The following is a 15,682-nucleotide window of genomic DNA, read 5'->3' as shown; positions in this document are numbered from 1 at the left end:
TACCTTGATTCGCTAGGATTTGTTAGATGAACATGATTGATGTTCTTGATTTTTAGCAGATTGCGATTGCAGCCATGCCCAAAACCTAACGGCGCGAAGTATATATCTGCCCAGAAGCCTTTTCTGTTGGAAAAATGTCCGACAATTTGACTCACCGTATCAACGTCGTATTCCCCTTCAGCACCTCTTTTGCGCCATCCATGTATTGCACTTCCAATACCCACACAAACACGCCGGGGTCCATGGGTTTCCCCCTAAAAGTGCCGTCCCAGCCGATGGTGTCGTCGTTGACTTGAAAATCACCCGCTTCATAGACCAATTCGCCCCAACGGTCAAACACCCGGAAGGTCAGCACGCGGGCGGAAATTTGGCCATGTACCAAAAGCAAATCGTTGTTGAAATCCCCATTGGGCGTGAAGCCTGTTGGCACGAACACCCTGCGCGGTTTTTCCACGACTACCCGAATGCGGTCTTCAGCGACGCAACCGAGCGAGTCTTTCACCCGCACATCAAAGTAGTTCTGGTAGTAGAGCGAGTCCACGAACGGGTCTGGGCAGTTGAGGCAACTGAGCCAGATACTGTCCTTCGGATTCCAGGCGTAAGTGACCGCGCCGACCGCATTGAGCACTTCGGCGATGAGTTGTGTGCTTTCCCCCAACTCAATGGTGATGTCCGGCCCGAGTTCCACTTGCAGGGGTGGGCGCTGATTGACCTCGATGGGAGGCAGCACGAAGACACAACCATTCTTGTCCATGACCTTGGGCGTGTAAACTCCTGCACCAATGCTGATTTGCTTGGGCGAGCCATTGTACGGCTTGTCGTCGAGGGTGTAGCGATAGGGTGGGGTGCCGCCTGTGGCACTAATGGTGATCTCACCGTCGCGGCCGCCATGACATTTTGGGTCGCGTTTCTCCGCCGTGCCCCCGACGGGGCTGGCAGGTTGCGTGATGAGTGCGGAGTCAAGTGTCTGGCAGCCATTGGCATCTATCAAAGTCAGCCCTACCGAGCCAGCCGGGAGGCCGCTGATTTCTTGTGTTTGATGCCCTCCAACCCACCATAGGTAGGTGTAAGGGGGGGTGCCGCCCGATGGGATTGCCTTGGCGCTGCCGTTGCTTTCGCCAAAACACTTGGCTGGCGTGGCCACGATGTCGAGTTGGAGTTGCGGCGGTTGGGCGATGGTGACGGTAGTGGTGGCCTGACAATTGTTGACATCCGTCACCGTGACCCGATATGTGCCTGCGGCGAGGTTTTGCGTGGAAGCGCCGTTGGGGGAGCCCGCGCTCCAAGTAAAGGAATAGGGTTGCACGCCGCCAATAGCCCCAGCTGTGGCCGAGCCTGTGGCATCCCCAAAGCATTTCACGTTTTCAAAGGTTTGGATATTGGCGAAAAATTCGAGGGCATTGCCGATGCTCGCGGATTGGACCGCCGTGCAGCCCTCTTTATCCGTCACCGTGACGGAATATGTCTGGAGCGGCTGTAGCCCTGTTGCTTGGAAACCCGTTTGAATAGGCACGGTGCTCCATGTGTAGGAGAATGCGCTGATGTCCGCGTTGTTGGCCCCATAGAAAACGGCTGTCACGGTGGCGGTTCCTTGTGCTTGGTTGAAACACGGAGGCGGAGCGCCCTGCACAAAGGCAAAGAGTTCTTCTTTTTGCACGACGGCTGTGGATGCCTCTTTGGTGCAGCCATTCGCATCGGTCACGGTGACTTTGTAGGGAGCTGAAGCAAGCCCTGTGACGGTTTGCGTCGTTTGGGCATTGACATCCCAGAGGTAAGTGTAAGGCGAGGTGCCGCCCGACGGCACTACCGTCGCGGTGCCGTTGCTGGCTTGAAAGCAAATCGTGTCAGCGATGGCGGGCAATGTCAGCGTCAATGCGGAGTCGGGCTGTAGAATTTCGCCTGTCCATGTCAGGGTACAACCTGCGTTGTCAGTCAAGGTTAGGTTATACGTTCCGGCGATAAGGTTGGGCAAATTGGAGAGGGTGCTGGCAAAATTGTTTGGCCCTGACCAAGCGAAGGCATATCCGGGCGTGCCGCCTGAAGCGGCGGCGCTGATGGTGCCATTGTTTTCTCCAAAACACTTGATGTCGGATGTGTTCACGTTGAGCAGTACTTCTGTCGGCACGGTGATGGTTTCTTGCAAGACAGCGGTGCAACCATTGGCATCGGTGGCTGTGACGGTGTAGCCGCCAGCCATTTTTCCTGTGATGGCTGCTGTGGTCTCGTTGGAACTCCACAAGAATGTGAAGGGTGCTACGCCACCGGAAGGTTGTGCGGTTATTTGTCCGTTGGACCCGCCAAAACAAGTGACGTTTTGCACCGTCGCTGTGAGTTGGATGGCTTCTGGCTGGAATATGCTGACGCTGTTGGTAAGTGTGCAGCCATTTTGGTCGGTGATGGTGACAGTGTAATTGCCTGCGAGCAAATTGTTGGCCGTCGCCGTCGTTTGCCCGGCGGCATCGCTCCATTTGTAAGTGTATGGCCCGGTGCCGCCGGAGGGAGTCGCGTTGGCGGTGGCGGTGCCACCGTTGCAAAGCGCGTTGGTGTTCGATACGACCGCAGAAAGCGGTGGCGGCGCGAGCACGCTGGCCGTTGTCACCAAAGTGCAGCCATTGGCATCGGTTGTGGTCACGGAATAATCCTGTGCGCTAAGGTTCGATGCTGTTGGGGTGGTTTGCCCTGCCGAGTCGCTCCATTTGTAAGTGTATGGCCCGACACCTCCCGTGACGGTCACGGTGGCCGAGCCGTCAGCGCCGCCAGCGCATTTGACTGAGAGGGTGGCGATTGTCGCGGCGAGTTGAGGCGGCTGACCGATGGTGACAAAGGCTGTTTCAGCACAATTGTTGGCATCGGTCACTGTGACGAAATAATTCCCTGCCAGCAGGTTGGGGTTGGTGGTTCCGTTCACGCCGTTGCTCCACACGAAGTTGTAGGGTGCCACTCCCCCCATTGCGCTGGCGGTGGCTGCGCCAGACGGTTCGCCAAAACATTTGGCAAAAGAACCCAACGCGCTCAACGCCAAGTCGGCAGGTTGTGTCACGGTAGCCGTTGCGGTGGAGGTGCAGCCATTGGCATCCGTGACGGTGACGGTGTAGGTGCCTGCGCTAAGATTCGACACGGTGGGCGTGGTTTGCCCTCCTGCGCTCCACACGAAGGTATAAGGCGGTGTGCCGCCCGTGGCAGAGGCGCTGGCAGAGCCATTGTTGCCCCCAAAGCAAGATACGTTTTGCAACACATTGGTTTCCACGATGCACTGCGAAGGAGAGCCGACCGTGACTTGCAAATCCACCGAACAGCCTGTGGCATCCGTCAAGGTGACGATGTGAAGTCCCGCCGTGAGATTTTGGAAAATACCTGTGGTAGAGGTTTGAGCGCCCAATTTGAAAGTGTAGGGCGGGTTCGCGCCGTCGGGCACGACACTGACGGAACCATCACTCCCCCCAAAACAACTGACGCTTGTGGCAGCGGTCGTGGCAGTTGGCGGCGAGCAGTTGAAACAAGTGACTGTTCCGATGAGCGGGTCGCATACGTTGGTTCCGCCAATGCCTTGCACCTGAAGGGTGACTGCAGAACTCGGCGGCAGATTTTCCACCAAATAAGTATTGACATTGCCGACGGGAACCCAGCCTTGCCCACCGACATTGATTTGGTAGCCACTGACCCCTGCCACGTTGGCCCAATCGAACGTGATGGTGCTGCTTGAACTGCCTCCACAGGTGACGACGGGTGCAGGCAGCGGCGTTTGCACGTCAATGGCAATCGAATCCGTCACCGTGCAGCCATAAGAATCCGTGGCGACGATGGTGTAAGTAGTGGGTTGGGTTGGGTTGGCGGTAGTCACTGGGGAGGTCGGATTGCTCAATCCGGTGGTAGGCGACCATTGATAATCCACGCGATAAGATGGCTCGAATGTGATGGTCCAATCGCGCAGCGTTCCTACGATTCCGTTGGCATCGTCAATGATTTGCAGGCGCCAGTTCCCGTTGGTGGGGCTGCCCCACAAGTCAGACCACACGCCTTCTGGCAACCAATCGCCCGTGAAAGGAGCAGCGCTTGCCGGCGCAAAGGGGCCTGGAAAATTGATGATTGTGGCGGCTGTTTCGGTAAAACAAGTGTTGGTGTAATTGTCGCCGTTGCCTCCATTGTCCGTAGATAGCTCGAGAAACTGTCCTCCCGGGGCAATTAGGAAAATATCGAGGTCGTCCACCCAAGCGTGCGTGATGTTGAGGCATACCGAGCGAATCACGCCCGATTGGAGCACCGTAGGCTGCACGCCGACCACGTTAATCGGCGAAAACACCGGCACGTTCGTCGGCTGAATCACAAAATCCTGTTGATTGGTGAAAGAGGGCGGAGCAGGCAGGGAGATGGGCAGGGTGCCGTCCAGCTCGATGGCTGGCGCTCCCACGCAAAGCGTGGTGTCGGGTCGGAGCGAGGGTTTCACCAAGCCATTGTCTTTGATGGCGATGTAGATGGTGTCGCGATTGCAGGGGTCGCGCTGCACGTCAACGACGATAAACTCATCCCCTTCCGCCATGTTGTCTTCAAAAGCAATCAGCGGGACGGTCACTTGGGATTGCCCAGCTGGAATAAACAGACCGCTGGGAATCGTCTGATAATCCACTCCATTGGTGGCCGTGCCCCACACGTTGTAGTCAATCGGAATGTTTTGCTGGGCAACATTGGGCACTTTAAAGGTCAGTGTGCCAGCAGCGCAACCTTCCACGATGGCGCCATCAAGGCTAGTGGTCGTCACTTCGACGCGCAGCGAGCCTGTTCCAAAGCTTTTGGCCTCCAAAAACACCCCGGAGTCATAGATGCCATCGGTCACGTCAGCAATAGCAAGTTTGATGGTGTACGACTGGCATGGAATCACCTTTGCTTCCGCCGTGAACACATCCGTGAACCCATCGTAGGTGGGTTGTTTGTTTGAAAAGTCGTTGTTGTTGTAATACTGTGCGTTGACTGCGGCACAGTTGGGCGGATAAAATGGGTGTATGGTGTTGATGGCTACAGGAAGCGCCGTACCGGGTATGCGCGCGATGTTGGTGTTGGTATAGTTGCCGCCTGCCGGGTTTGGCCCCGATATAAAAAAGCCGAACACATCGTTGAAAACATTGCAGCTATATTCTGGGTACTCTTCCGAAGCAAAACAATAGCGAAAACTCAGCAAGCTATCGGTCGGGATAAAAGTGATGGTATAAATCGCCAAATCACGCAGCACGCCATTGGTAAGCGCCGCCAAATCGGGGTCGTTGGTGAAAATAAAATTGTCGGTGGAGGCAAACGCCACGCCCGTCTCGGTGCAGCCGACCGAGCCAAACAGCCCGCCCGTGCTTTCCACTCGCCCGGTTGTCATCACGATGCCCCTGTCTATGCCAATTGCCTGCGTGGCACCCGTGAAATAGCCAATCGCGGCCGCATTGCCATTGAAGGTGACATTGGTCACTTCCACCCCATCGCCGAGGAAGATGTTGGAGATAAGATTTTGCGGCGTGAACGGAGGCGTGTTGGCCCCGGTCGCCTGCATCAGCTGCGCTCGTATGGATGTTGTGAGGAAAAAGAAAAGAAAAACAGAGAGCAGTAGTTTTTGGAACAAGCCAGTTATGCGATTCATCCGTGTGAGAGATTGTTTAAAGTCCTGACAGAAATTCAGGAGATTATCAAGTCCGGGAACGACGTTTGGACGCGAGGATTAAAGGATTAAATTTAGAAGCCGAAAAGTAGGCTTTTAAAGAAATTGCCCGTGCATCTGTCGCGGCAAAATTCTTTTCAAGAGCCATTTTAACCGCAAGACGATGCCCGTTTTGTCGGGGTTGGGCATTTTTTTGTGCTGGCATGGAAAGCAGACGCTACATTTACGCATTCGCTCACCATTTTTTTGACGCATGGACCAACGCATTATCCGCCTCTACGACGAATACACCCACAAACCGCTGACGCGCAAGGAGTTTTTGGAACAGCTGACCCGACTTGCCGGCGGCGCGGCGGCAGCCATGGCATTGTTGCCTTTGCTCGAATCCTGCTCCACAGCAGCCAAAACTCGGGCAGACGGCTTGTTCGCCGAATATGTTGCGTATCCCGGCGTGAATGGCGAGATGAAAGCATACTTGGCCCGCCCCAAGCAGCAAAAGCGATACGCGGCGGTCGTCGTCGTGCATGAAAATCGGGGCCTCAATGCACACATAGAAGATGTGACTCGACGAGCGGCCCAAGCGGGCTATTTGGCCATTGCTCCCAATGCTTTGGCTCCTCTGGGCGGCACTCCTCTTAACGAGGACGACGCCCGCCAACTATTCACCACCCTCAAAGCCGAGGAAAGCCTGCAAAATTTTATCCGGGTGTTCGATTTTTTAAAAACACGGAAAGACTGCAACGGCAGCTTTGGCTGTGTTGGTTTTTGTTGGGGCGGGCTGATGGCCAACAACTTGGCCGTAAATGTGCCCGCGCTTCGCGCTGCCGTTGCCTTTTATGGCCGTCAGCCTGATGTGGGCGAGGTGCCCAAAATAAAAGCGGCTCTTCAACTCCACTACGCCAGCCTCGACGAACGTGTCAATGCCGGTATTGCTGCATTCGAGGAGGCGCTCAAAAAGGCTGGCACACGCTATGAACTGTATATGTACGAAGGGGTCAACCACGCTTTCCACAATGACACCTCTGCTGCCCGCTACGACGAGGCTGCCGCCAAATTGGCTTGGCAACGAACACTCGCTTTCTTCCAAAAACACTTGGTTTGAGGCACAAAAAAAGCCTGCTTTACCAGTGCGTCAGGCAAAACAGGCTCTTAAAATGGATATAGTGTTAGGTGCTTACTGTTTTTTGAAGTAAACCGTTGTGCTTGAGAAATTAGGGTCAGTGGCAAGGGCATCAATGCTTTTCAGCTCAAGGCTATTGGCTGTCTTCTCCGTAATGCGCCAGTTGCCCATCAAGGCATCAATCGGGGCAAAGGGATTGGCCATTTTGATGCCCATCTTGGTGTCGTTGTCCAGCGCCTTCCATTGGGCAGTGGCGTTGCTGCCGTTGGGCGAACGAACCACCAATTCGTCGTTGTCGTTAAACTCAAAAGTAAAGCCAGTGAAATCGGAGGTTTTGTCTGTCGGCACGGTCGTACCAGTTGGAATGGTCTCGAAATAGGCCACATACCACTGGTCGTTGAGCAGTTTTTGCTGGTCGTCTGTGTCAGATTTGGTGCACGAGACAAAAGCCAAAAGGCCGAACAAAAGAGCGGGAATCAGTCTTTGCATGACAATTAAAGAGTTTAAAATGAACGGGTAAAACAAAGTGCATAGGTACAAAAATTATTCCACACTCGGAATAGACTCTCAGCCCATGCACGCTTTCACAAAAGCGACAAACAAGGGGTGCGGATTTTCCACCGTGCTCTTCAATTCAGGGTGAAACTGTACCCCCACAAACCACTTGTGGTCTTTTAGCTCCATGATTTCCACCAGCTTCGATTCGGGGTTGATGCCAGTTGCGCTCATCCCGGCCTTTTCAAAATGCTCCAAGTAGGCGTTGTTGAACTCCCAGCGGTGGCGGTGGCGCTCACTGATGAGCAACTCGCCATAGGCCGCGTGTGCCTTCGATTTTTTTTTCAACTCACAAGGATATGCCCCAAGACGCATGGTACCGCCTTTTTGAGTGATTGTTTTTTGCTCACTCATCATGTCTATGACTGGGTGAGGCGTGTTGGGCATCACCTCTGTGGAGGCAGCCCCTTCCAAATGCAAAACACTGCGGGCAAACTCCACGCAAGCCGTTTGCATGCCGAGGCAGATGCCGAAAAATGGGATGTTGTGTTCACGGGCATAACGAATCGCCGATAGTTTTCCCTCTATGCCACGCTCACCAAAGCCCGGCGCGACGAGCACGCCGTTGAATGGCGCAAGCACCTTGCTCACATCTTTGTAACTGCCTTCCAAATCCTCGGCATGGATGGGGGTGACACGCACCTTGCACTCGTTCACCGCTCCCGCATGCACAAAGGACTCGTAGATAGATTTGTAAGCGTCGGGCAGTTCGTTGTATTTGCCGATGAGACCAATCTTGACTTCGTGCAGGGGGTTTTTGAGTTTGCCCAAAAAGTTTTTCCAAGAACTCAGATTCGGCTCTTTGGTGTCGCGCAGATGCAGTTTGGAAATCACCACCGCGTCGAGGCGCTCTTTCAAAAGCAACAGCGGCACATCGTAGATGCTTTCTGCGTCGAGCGCCTCTATGACGCTGCCCGTTTCCACGTTGCAAAACTGCGCCAGCTTGCGCCGTATGTCGGGGCCAAGCGGGTGCTCCGTGCGGCAAGCCAACACATCGGGCTGAACGCCGAGGCTTAACAGCTCTTTCACCGAGTGTTGCGTGGGTTTTGTTTTCAGTTCCTTAGCGGCGTTCAAAAACGGTATCAGCGTCAGGTGAATCACCAAACAGTTGTCGCGCCCAAGTTCCCAGCGCAACTGACGCACCGATTCGATATAAGGCAGCGCCTCGATGTCGCCCACTGTGCCGCCCAACTCTGTGATGACCAAATCAAATTGGCCCGATTGCCCCAAAAGCAGCATCCGGCGCTTGATTTCGTCGGTGATATGCGGGATGACCTGCACTGTTTTGCCGAGATAAGCTCCTTCTCGTTCTTGGTTGATGACCGTTTGATAAATCCGCCCCGTGGTGACGTTGTTGGCCTGCGAAGTGGGCTTGTTGAGAAATCGCTCGTAGTGGCCGAGGTCGAGGTCGGTCTCCGCGCCGTCGTCCGTCACATAGCACTCGCCGTGCTCATAGGGATTGAGCGTGCCGGGGTCCACGTTGAGGTAAGGGTCGAACTTTTGAATTGTTACGGAGAAGCCGCGAGCCTGAAGCAGTTTGGCGAGCGAGGCACAAAGTATGCCTTTTCCGAGCGAAGAGGTGACACCGCCCGTAACAAAGATGTATTTCGTCATAGTACGTTATCGCTGTTACGGGATGCAAAGGTAGGTGTTCCGCGCCGTTGTAGGTTGCGAGCACCTTGTTTTCTTTGAAAAGACTTCGGCAGCCGAGCATTGTTAGCCATCTGGCCACATCGCTCAAAACATCCTTTCTCCTTCGCTGTTTTACCGCTCATGCAAACCGTCCAGTTTCGGGATTTGAATTTCATGGACTACCAATCGGCGTGGGATTTTCAAACCTCGCTGCATCGCGGCTTGATTGAAAACAAACTGAAAAACAGGGATTTAAAGCCCGGAACCTACCCACAGGCGCACCAACTTTTGCTCGTTGAGCACCCGCCCGTTTACACACTTGGAAAAAGCGGCTCAATGGACAATTTGTTGCTCTCAGCGGACGAACTCCGCGCTCGCGGCATCCAATTTTTCCCCATCAATCGCGGAGGCGACATCACGTTTCACGGTCCCGGCCAAATCGTCGGCTACCCCATTCTCGACCTCGAGTGTTTTTTTACCGACGTGCATCGTTATGTGCGCAATATCGAGGAAGTAATCATCCGAACCCTCGCAGAGTATGATGTAGAGGCATTTAGAATCAAAGACTACACAGGTGTTTGGGTGAAAAATACCGCAAACCTTGAACCCTCAGCCATCAACCGTAAAATTTGCGCCATTGGTGTCCATTTAAGCCGTTGGGTCACTTTGCACGGCTGGGCTTTTAACATAAACACCCCGCTCGAATACTTTAATTACATCGTACCTTGTGGCATCGCCGATGAGGACAAAACGGTGACATCGTTGGCCGCGGAAACGGGCCGCCCCGTGGATATGCAAGCCGTGAAAGAACGGCTCAAACGCCATTTTGCCGCAGTATTTGAATGCGAAATTGCAGGCTGACACACTACTTCAGCAACCTCACCGACAACCAATCACCAATTAACCAAGCCACCACACCAACACATTACCATCGTCATGATAAAAGACATTCCCATATTGAAAGTGGAAAATCTCGCCGTCGCCGTCGTGCCGCGTATGGAACACGAAGAAGACCACGAGGAATTCTGGGACACATGGCTCATCAATCTGAAAGACGAGCCGATTCGCTCCGTGTTGGTCAACTCGCGGGGCTACGGCATCATTGATGGCGAGGAGCGCCAGACCACCACGCTCCGCTACTTTTGGGACGAAATCGGCCCCCAGGAAGCCGTGAAAATCGAACCGGTGCAAAAAGACGTGCTGGGCATCGCCAACGAGTACTGGGTCAGTTTTTCTCTCAACGACTACCTCTACGACAAAAAATATGTGTTCGTGGCTGGCAGCCTCGACCAGATGAACTTCACCGAAATCCCTTTGCTTCATCGCAAAGGCGTGATGATAAAATGATGACGTATGCTCGAATCTGATTTCAAAAAAATTGACAACCCAGTGGCTCAGGCGGTGGTTGTGCTGGCGGGGGCGCTCGTCCTCATGTTGGCTGGCTGGCTGCTCACCGTCTCGAAAATCTATCCCGTGGAGTCGCTGTTCGCGTGGTCCATTGCCGCCGCCTTCATGCTGCTTTTTGCCCTGCTCAACAGTCTGATGAGTCTTCGCGCCGACAGTTTTTTCAAGTATTGGGGCCGTTCCATGTACGCTTACATGGGATTGGCGTTGTGTACGGGCCTTGCCGCATGGATGTTCTCCGGCATTCCATTGCGCGAGGCAGGGACATACCGATGGATTTATTTCGTGGTCACAGTGGGTTTCCTCGTCTTCTTGTCAATGGTGAATTTCATGAAAAAGATTGTCAATTTCGCGGAGCGCGAGGAATGGAACCAGCCAAGAAAACGCAAGTGACCGACGGGACTATGAGGCTGTTTTAAAAATCCATGCGGGCGTGTGTCCTCGTATTTTCATGCACACACACAAAATTTCAACAACTATGAAGTACCTGTCTATTTTTCTGGTGTTGCTGGCCTGCAACGCAGCAGAAAGACCATCTCCCAGCAGCAGCGACACGGTAGCCGCTACTAACATGATGGCATCCGACACCATCGTGCCACCGAAATACGAAAACGGCCAATTGGTGAAAGTCACCAAAACCGACGCAGAGTGGAAAAAACAATTGAGCGACACGGAATACTATGTGCTTCGCAAGGAAGGCACCGAAAGGGCGTTCACGGGCAGCCTTTGGAACAACAAAGAAAAAGGCACTTATATCTGCGCCGGGTGCGGACTGCCCTTGTTCAGCTCAGAGACAAAATTTGAATCCGGCACGGGATGGCCCTCATTTTATCAGCCCATCAAAGGTGAATACATCACCGAACATCAGGACAAAAGTTATGGCATGGTGCGCACCGAGGTGGAATGTGCGCGTTGCGGAGGGCATCAAGGCCATGTGTTCGACGACGGCCCACCACCTACGGGCCTGCGCTATTGTATCAATTCGGCTGCACTCAAATTCGTCAAGGAGTAGTCCCTGAAAGTGGCTGTCTCAAACGCACTCAATATCGGAACTCCAGCACCTCCGTCTCTCCGATGCCCTTCGAGACAGCGACATAAAGCCGCCCGTGGTCGTTGTCGGGTATGTCCTGAAATTCCGTGGTTCCAGTCAGCCTGTTGAGCAGCTGCGGCACGGTGTTTTGGTGTCCCACCACCAAGAAACGTTTCCCGGCACCCGTTCTCAATGTCTCGTCCAGCCAGACATCCTGCATGGACGGGGGGTAGGAAGAGCCGGGCGGCGCTTTTTCGGCTTGTCTTCTCACCTCCTCAGCGGTTTGCACCGTCCGTTTGAAATTGGTGGAAAAGGCCATGTCCAATCTTTCCTGCGACAATATCAAGCCCAGGCGCTGGGCGCGGGCCATTCCCTCTTCCGTCAATTCGGGGTTGTCGCCTTGGTCCTTTCTTTTTTCCGCGTGCCGCACGCAGTAAAAAATCGTGTAAGCCTTGTCGGCCCAATGTGGGATGGGGGTGAAAGTGCTATCAGTCAGCACTACCCTGCCATCCAAAATAGCCAACACCGTAGGCTGCTCGGCCGCCTTGTCCTCAGCGGAATGGGTTGATTCGGTTGATGCAGGAGGTTCTGTCGTTTTTTTATCCATTTGACAAGAATAAACAAAGCAAAGCACAAACAAGGCTGAAAAGATGTTTCTTTTGTGGCACATATCGTTGAGTCAATTTTATGAAAAAGACGGTTTTGCCCATAGTCTTGCTCACTCTCAAAGGCTTGCTACTCGCGCAGCAGCCTTTTCAAGACAAATGTTCGCCCACCGTGAAATGGCGCGACAACGGCGCTGTCACCGAAAACTTCGTGGTAAAGGTGACAGAACCGAGCCCCTTCCGGGCATGGGCGACGGCGCAAAATTGGGAAATTGTGAACGAATACACGCCCGCCAATCTGTTGGTCTTGAGAGGAAATGTCCAAGATGTCAAAAACGCTCTCCTGCCCCGCCCCGATGTGTTGTTTGTGGATATGGCTTCGACTCAGCCAAAGGAGGAATTGCCCGTGCCGGGACACAATTTTTTTGTCAACCGGATAAACGTCGCGCACACGCGCCATCCCACACAGAATGGTTCGTCTGTTACCATTTCCATCAAGGAAAACCAATTCGACACCGCCGATGTGGATTTCAAACATCGCGCGACGAACGCCCCTAATTCCATGCCTCCCATCACCTCCCATGCCAACATAGTCGCTTCCATCGTGGGCGGGGCAGGCAACTCGGCAATTGCCGGACGCGGCGTGGCTTGGGGTGCCAATCTGCGCTCCAATGGATTTAACAACTTGCTCCCCGATGAAGATTATACCGCCCATCAAGTCAGCGTTCAAAACCACGCCTACGGCCTCGACATTGAAAACTATTACGGTGCATTGGCAATGGCTTATGACCAAAGTGTGGTCGCCCACCCACCTTTGCTCCATGTTTTTTCCGCCGGAAACAAAGGGCCTGAAGCACCCAACACGGGCACCTATGGCGGCTTGGCTGGCTTTGCCAACCTGACTGGCAATTTCAAAATGGCTAAAAACGTGCTGACCGTAGGCGCGGTGGATTCTTTCGGCCAAATCGCACCCTTCAGCTCTCGTGGCCCTGCCTACGACGGCCGCAACAAGCCTGATTTGGTCGCCTTCGGCCAAGACGGCAGCTCGGGAAGCGCCGCGCTGGTGTCGGGCGCGGCTGCGATATTGCAACAAGCACTGCTGGAACAAACAGGCATGCTGCCGAAAGCAGCCCTCGTCAGAGCCATTTTGCTCAACACCGCCGACGATGTGGCCCCGCCCGGGCCCGATTTTTTCACCGGCTTTGGCAGCCTCAATCTTGAAAAAGCCATGCAAACCACGACAAGCCAACAATTTGAAAACGACCTCATAGGGGCTGGCGAATCGCAGGTCTTTTACATTCAAGTGCCCAACGGCACTGCCTCGCTCAAAATAATGCTCGCTTGGGACGAGCCTCCTGCCATGCCCGGTGCGCCCAAAGCCTTGACCAATGACCTTGATTTGAAAGTCGTGGCACCGGATGGCTCCACATGGCTCCCGTGGGTGCCGAATCCTTTTCCGCACCCCGATTCGTTGCGAATGAACGCCGTTCGTCGCCGCGATACTTTGAACAATGCCGAACAGGTCGCGCTGGACAACCCACCAGCGGGTCAGTATGAGATATGGGTGACGGGAGAAAACATTCAGGCGACTTCCCAACCTTTTTCGCTGGTTTGGGCTTGGGAAAAAAGCACCCTCTTTGCTTGGGATTTTCCCGTGAAAAACGATGCTGCCATCGGAGGGCGCGATGTGCTGCTGCGCTGGTCGCATACCTTTCAAACAGATGCCACTGGCCTGTTGGAATATCGCCTGCTCGACGCATCCGATTGGAGCGAGATTGCCCCTGCCGTTGATTTGCGGCAAGGTTGGCATCGGTGGCTATTGCCAGACTCGTTTGCCGAAGCGCAGGTGCGTATGCGCGTGAACGGGCAGACATTTGAGTCTGACACTTTTCTGATTGCCAGACAAATGCGCATGGATATTGGGTTCAACTGTGCCGACTCGACCCTGCTCTATTGGAACGCTGCCGCACCCGAAGCCACTTATTTGCTGGCTGGCCTCAACGAAAAATATCTGGAGCCTTTAATGCTCCTGAGCGACACGTTCATCGTGTTGCAAAAAGCGGCTTTCCCGCAACAAAGATTCAGTGTCGCACCATTGGGGCGCAACGGCACGCTGGGGCTTCGCAGCCCCGCCCCCGACACCCAAGAACAGGGCGTGGCGTGTTACTTCAAAAATTTTTTGGCCGAATTGGATGCCGATTTCAATACGAGATTGCTGCTCAATATCGGCACCCGGTATGGGCTGCAATCGGTCAGCATGGAAAAGATGAAAGACACAGGGTTCGTCTTGCTCAACACTTGGCAGCCAGTGGAAGCAGAACAGTTCGCCTTCCATGACGCGCCGCAACAAGGCGCTAATCAATATCGCGCCAGACTGCTGCTGAACAACGGTATCACCTTGCTCAGCGACACGGCGACGGTGTTTTCCTGGGGCGCCAACGCTGTGTTGGTTTTTCCCAATCCGACACGTTCGGGTAGCATCCAAGTCGTGGCAGATCCGACAGAAATTGTCTCGTTTGTGGTGTTCGACCTGTTGGGCCGTTTGATTTTGGAAGAAGAACTGAGCGCCCTGCCTCAGACGGTCGAATTGCCAGTTGGCCTTCCCAAAGGATGCTATCCCTATTTTTTGCGCGAAAACGGGCGCTTGACGTCGGGGGGGATGTTGCTGGTGGGCTTCTAGTGCCATGTCTGGTCAATGCTCCATGAATTAGGGAGCATTGACCAGACATGGCACTAGAAAAAAATGGGGCTGTCTCGCGCGTCATTGAGCATTGAAAAAATGGTTCAATAACGTTGCAAGGCAGCCCCACGCTGTCGCGTTTTATTCCATCAATTAGTAGAGATAGTTCAGCGCAGTCTTGTCGTTGTTGTTGAACGGACGATTAACCCCATTGCCAATGCAAGCCAACATCCAGGAGCCAGCATCAGGGCCAGTGGGTGTGCCGGGGATATGCACAGCGCCCACCCCGTCGTTTTGCTGCCCTTCGCTGCCACCGCTGCCACAGCTGTATGCGCGGTTCATCCAGTCAGTGTGACGATAGCCGATGCAGTGGCCGATTTCATGTGCAAACACCGTGGCCAACGTGTTGGCATTCCAGTTCTGATATTGCCGGTTGAACAGTATTTCGGGATAAGGGTTGCCATTGGAAGGGAACCCCGCGGCAGCGATGTATTGTGCGCCGTTGACAACTTTAATGTTGATATTGCCGCCACTTGTGACACGTTGGAAAGTCAGCTGCAAGTTTTCCGCGTTGTAACGCGCAATGGCCGCGTTGATGGCATTGGACACGTTAGTGTTGACGTTTCCGCTGGTGCTAATCTTGATGAGGCGCGGAAGCCCGCCGACGACGTTGAAAGTATGGTATTGTTCGGAGTTGCCGATAATCAGCCATTGAGCGTAGAATTCCCTGTTCAAGTGGTCGTCCGTCAAAAAGATGTCGCCCTCCACAAGGTAGCCACCGTCTAGTGCCCGTACGTTTTCGGTGCTGAAACCGAGTGCCTTGATGCGATTGATGACAGATGAGTCAATGCCCTGAATCTCAGTAATTTCATTCTTGGTGCAGGAGTGAATGCCGACGATAAACAGCGCCAGCGCGGCGAAGGTGAGTACATGTTTGAACATGACAGAAAAAGTTTGGTTTGGTAAAAATTAAATTTTGCGGGAGCTAATGTAGCAAAACATGAAACCCGTCAAATCTTTC

General features: G+C 53.8%; 11 protein-coding genes. 6 read left to right on the top strand and 5 right to left on the bottom strand.

The window, feature by feature from the left end; genetic code table 11:
- Positions 1 to 151: 151 nt before the first annotated feature.
- Positions 152 to 5,617 carry a choice-of-anchor L domain-containing protein gene (locus KIS77_07530; GenBank protein MCW5922175.1) on the bottom strand — a complete coding sequence of 1,822 codons (5,466 nt, stop codon included), beginning with the start codon at positions 5,615 to 5,617 and terminating at the stop codon, positions 152 to 154.
- A gap of 271 nt (positions 5,618 to 5,888) precedes the next feature.
- Between KIS77_07530 and KIS77_07525 the strand changes: the two genes are divergently transcribed.
- Positions 5,889 to 6,737: a dienelactone hydrolase family protein gene (locus KIS77_07525; GenBank protein ID MCW5922174.1), complete on the top strand. Its 849-nt coding sequence runs from the start codon at positions 5,889 to 5,891 to the stop codon at positions 6,735 to 6,737.
- Positions 6,738 to 6,809: 72 nt separating this feature from the next.
- On the opposite strand, the gene KIS77_07520 is transcribed toward KIS77_07525, so the two are convergent.
- Positions 6,810 to 7,244, bottom strand: a complete 435-nt coding sequence (locus KIS77_07520; protein ID MCW5922173.1) for a hypothetical protein — start codon at positions 7,242 to 7,244, stop codon at positions 6,810 to 6,812.
- 78 nt (positions 7,245 to 7,322) lie between these two features.
- Positions 7,323 to 8,924, bottom strand: a complete 1,602-nt coding sequence (locus KIS77_07515) for a CTP synthase (GenBank protein MCW5922172.1) — start codon at positions 8,922 to 8,924, stop codon at positions 7,323 to 7,325.
- Between the two features lie 159 nt (positions 8,925 to 9,083).
- On the opposite strand from KIS77_07515, the gene lipB reads away from it, so the two are divergent.
- The 4 genes from lipB to msrB all read left to right on the top strand — a co-directional run bounded on the left by lipB (position 9,084) and on the right by msrB (position 11,358).
- The gene (lipB, locus tag KIS77_07510; GenBank protein MCW5922171.1) at positions 9,084 to 9,803 is read left to right on the top strand and encodes a lipoyl(octanoyl) transferase LipB; all 720 of its coding nucleotides are present in this window, start codon (positions 9,084 to 9,086) and stop codon (positions 9,801 to 9,803) included.
- Positions 9,804 to 9,878: 75 nt separating this feature from the next.
- Positions 9,879 to 10,289 carry a hypothetical protein gene (locus KIS77_07505; GenBank protein ID MCW5922170.1) on the top strand — a complete coding sequence of 137 codons (411 nt, stop codon included), beginning with the start codon at positions 9,879 to 9,881 and terminating at the stop codon, positions 10,287 to 10,289.
- Between the two features lie 6 nt (positions 10,290 to 10,295).
- Entirely contained in the window at positions 10,296 to 10,739 is a 444-nt protein-coding gene (locus tag KIS77_07500; GenBank protein ID MCW5922169.1) for a hypothetical protein, read from the top strand.
- Between the two features lie 178 nt (positions 10,740 to 10,917).
- The gene (gene msrB / locus KIS77_07495; GenBank protein ID MCW5922168.1) at positions 10,918 to 11,358 is read left to right on the top strand and encodes a peptide-methionine (R)-S-oxide reductase MsrB; all 441 of its coding nucleotides are present in this window, start codon (positions 10,918 to 10,920) and stop codon (positions 11,356 to 11,358) included.
- A 28-nt stretch (positions 11,359 to 11,386) separates the two neighbouring features.
- Here msrB and KIS77_07490 read toward each other — a convergent pair whose 3' ends face one another.
- The gene (locus KIS77_07490; GenBank protein MCW5922167.1) at positions 11,387 to 12,046 is read right to left on the bottom strand and encodes a histidine phosphatase family protein; all 660 of its coding nucleotides are present in this window, start codon (positions 12,044 to 12,046) and stop codon (positions 11,387 to 11,389) included.
- Positions 12,047 to 12,063: 17 nt separating this feature from the next.
- On the opposite strand from KIS77_07490, the gene KIS77_07485 reads away from it, so the two are divergent.
- Complete coding sequence (locus tag KIS77_07485) at positions 12,064 to 14,661, top strand: S8 family serine peptidase (GenBank protein ID MCW5922166.1); 2,598 nt, start codon at positions 12,064 to 12,066, stop codon at positions 14,659 to 14,661.
- A gap of 153 nt (positions 14,662 to 14,814) precedes the next feature.
- Here the strand turns inward: KIS77_07485 and KIS77_07480 are convergent, their stop codons facing one another.
- Positions 14,815 to 15,603, bottom strand: coding sequence for a hypothetical protein (locus KIS77_07480; protein ID MCW5922165.1), 789 nt, complete (start codon positions 15,601 to 15,603; stop codon positions 14,815 to 14,817).
- Between the last annotated feature and the right edge of the window lie 79 nt (positions 15,604 to 15,682).

The organism is Saprospiraceae bacterium, from assembly GCA_026129545.1.
GTDB lineage: Bacteria > Bacteroidota > Bacteroidia > Chitinophagales > Saprospiraceae > M3007.
The sequence above is the reverse complement of the archived record's forward strand: the minus strand, read 5'-3'. Positions and strand labels throughout refer to the sequence as shown.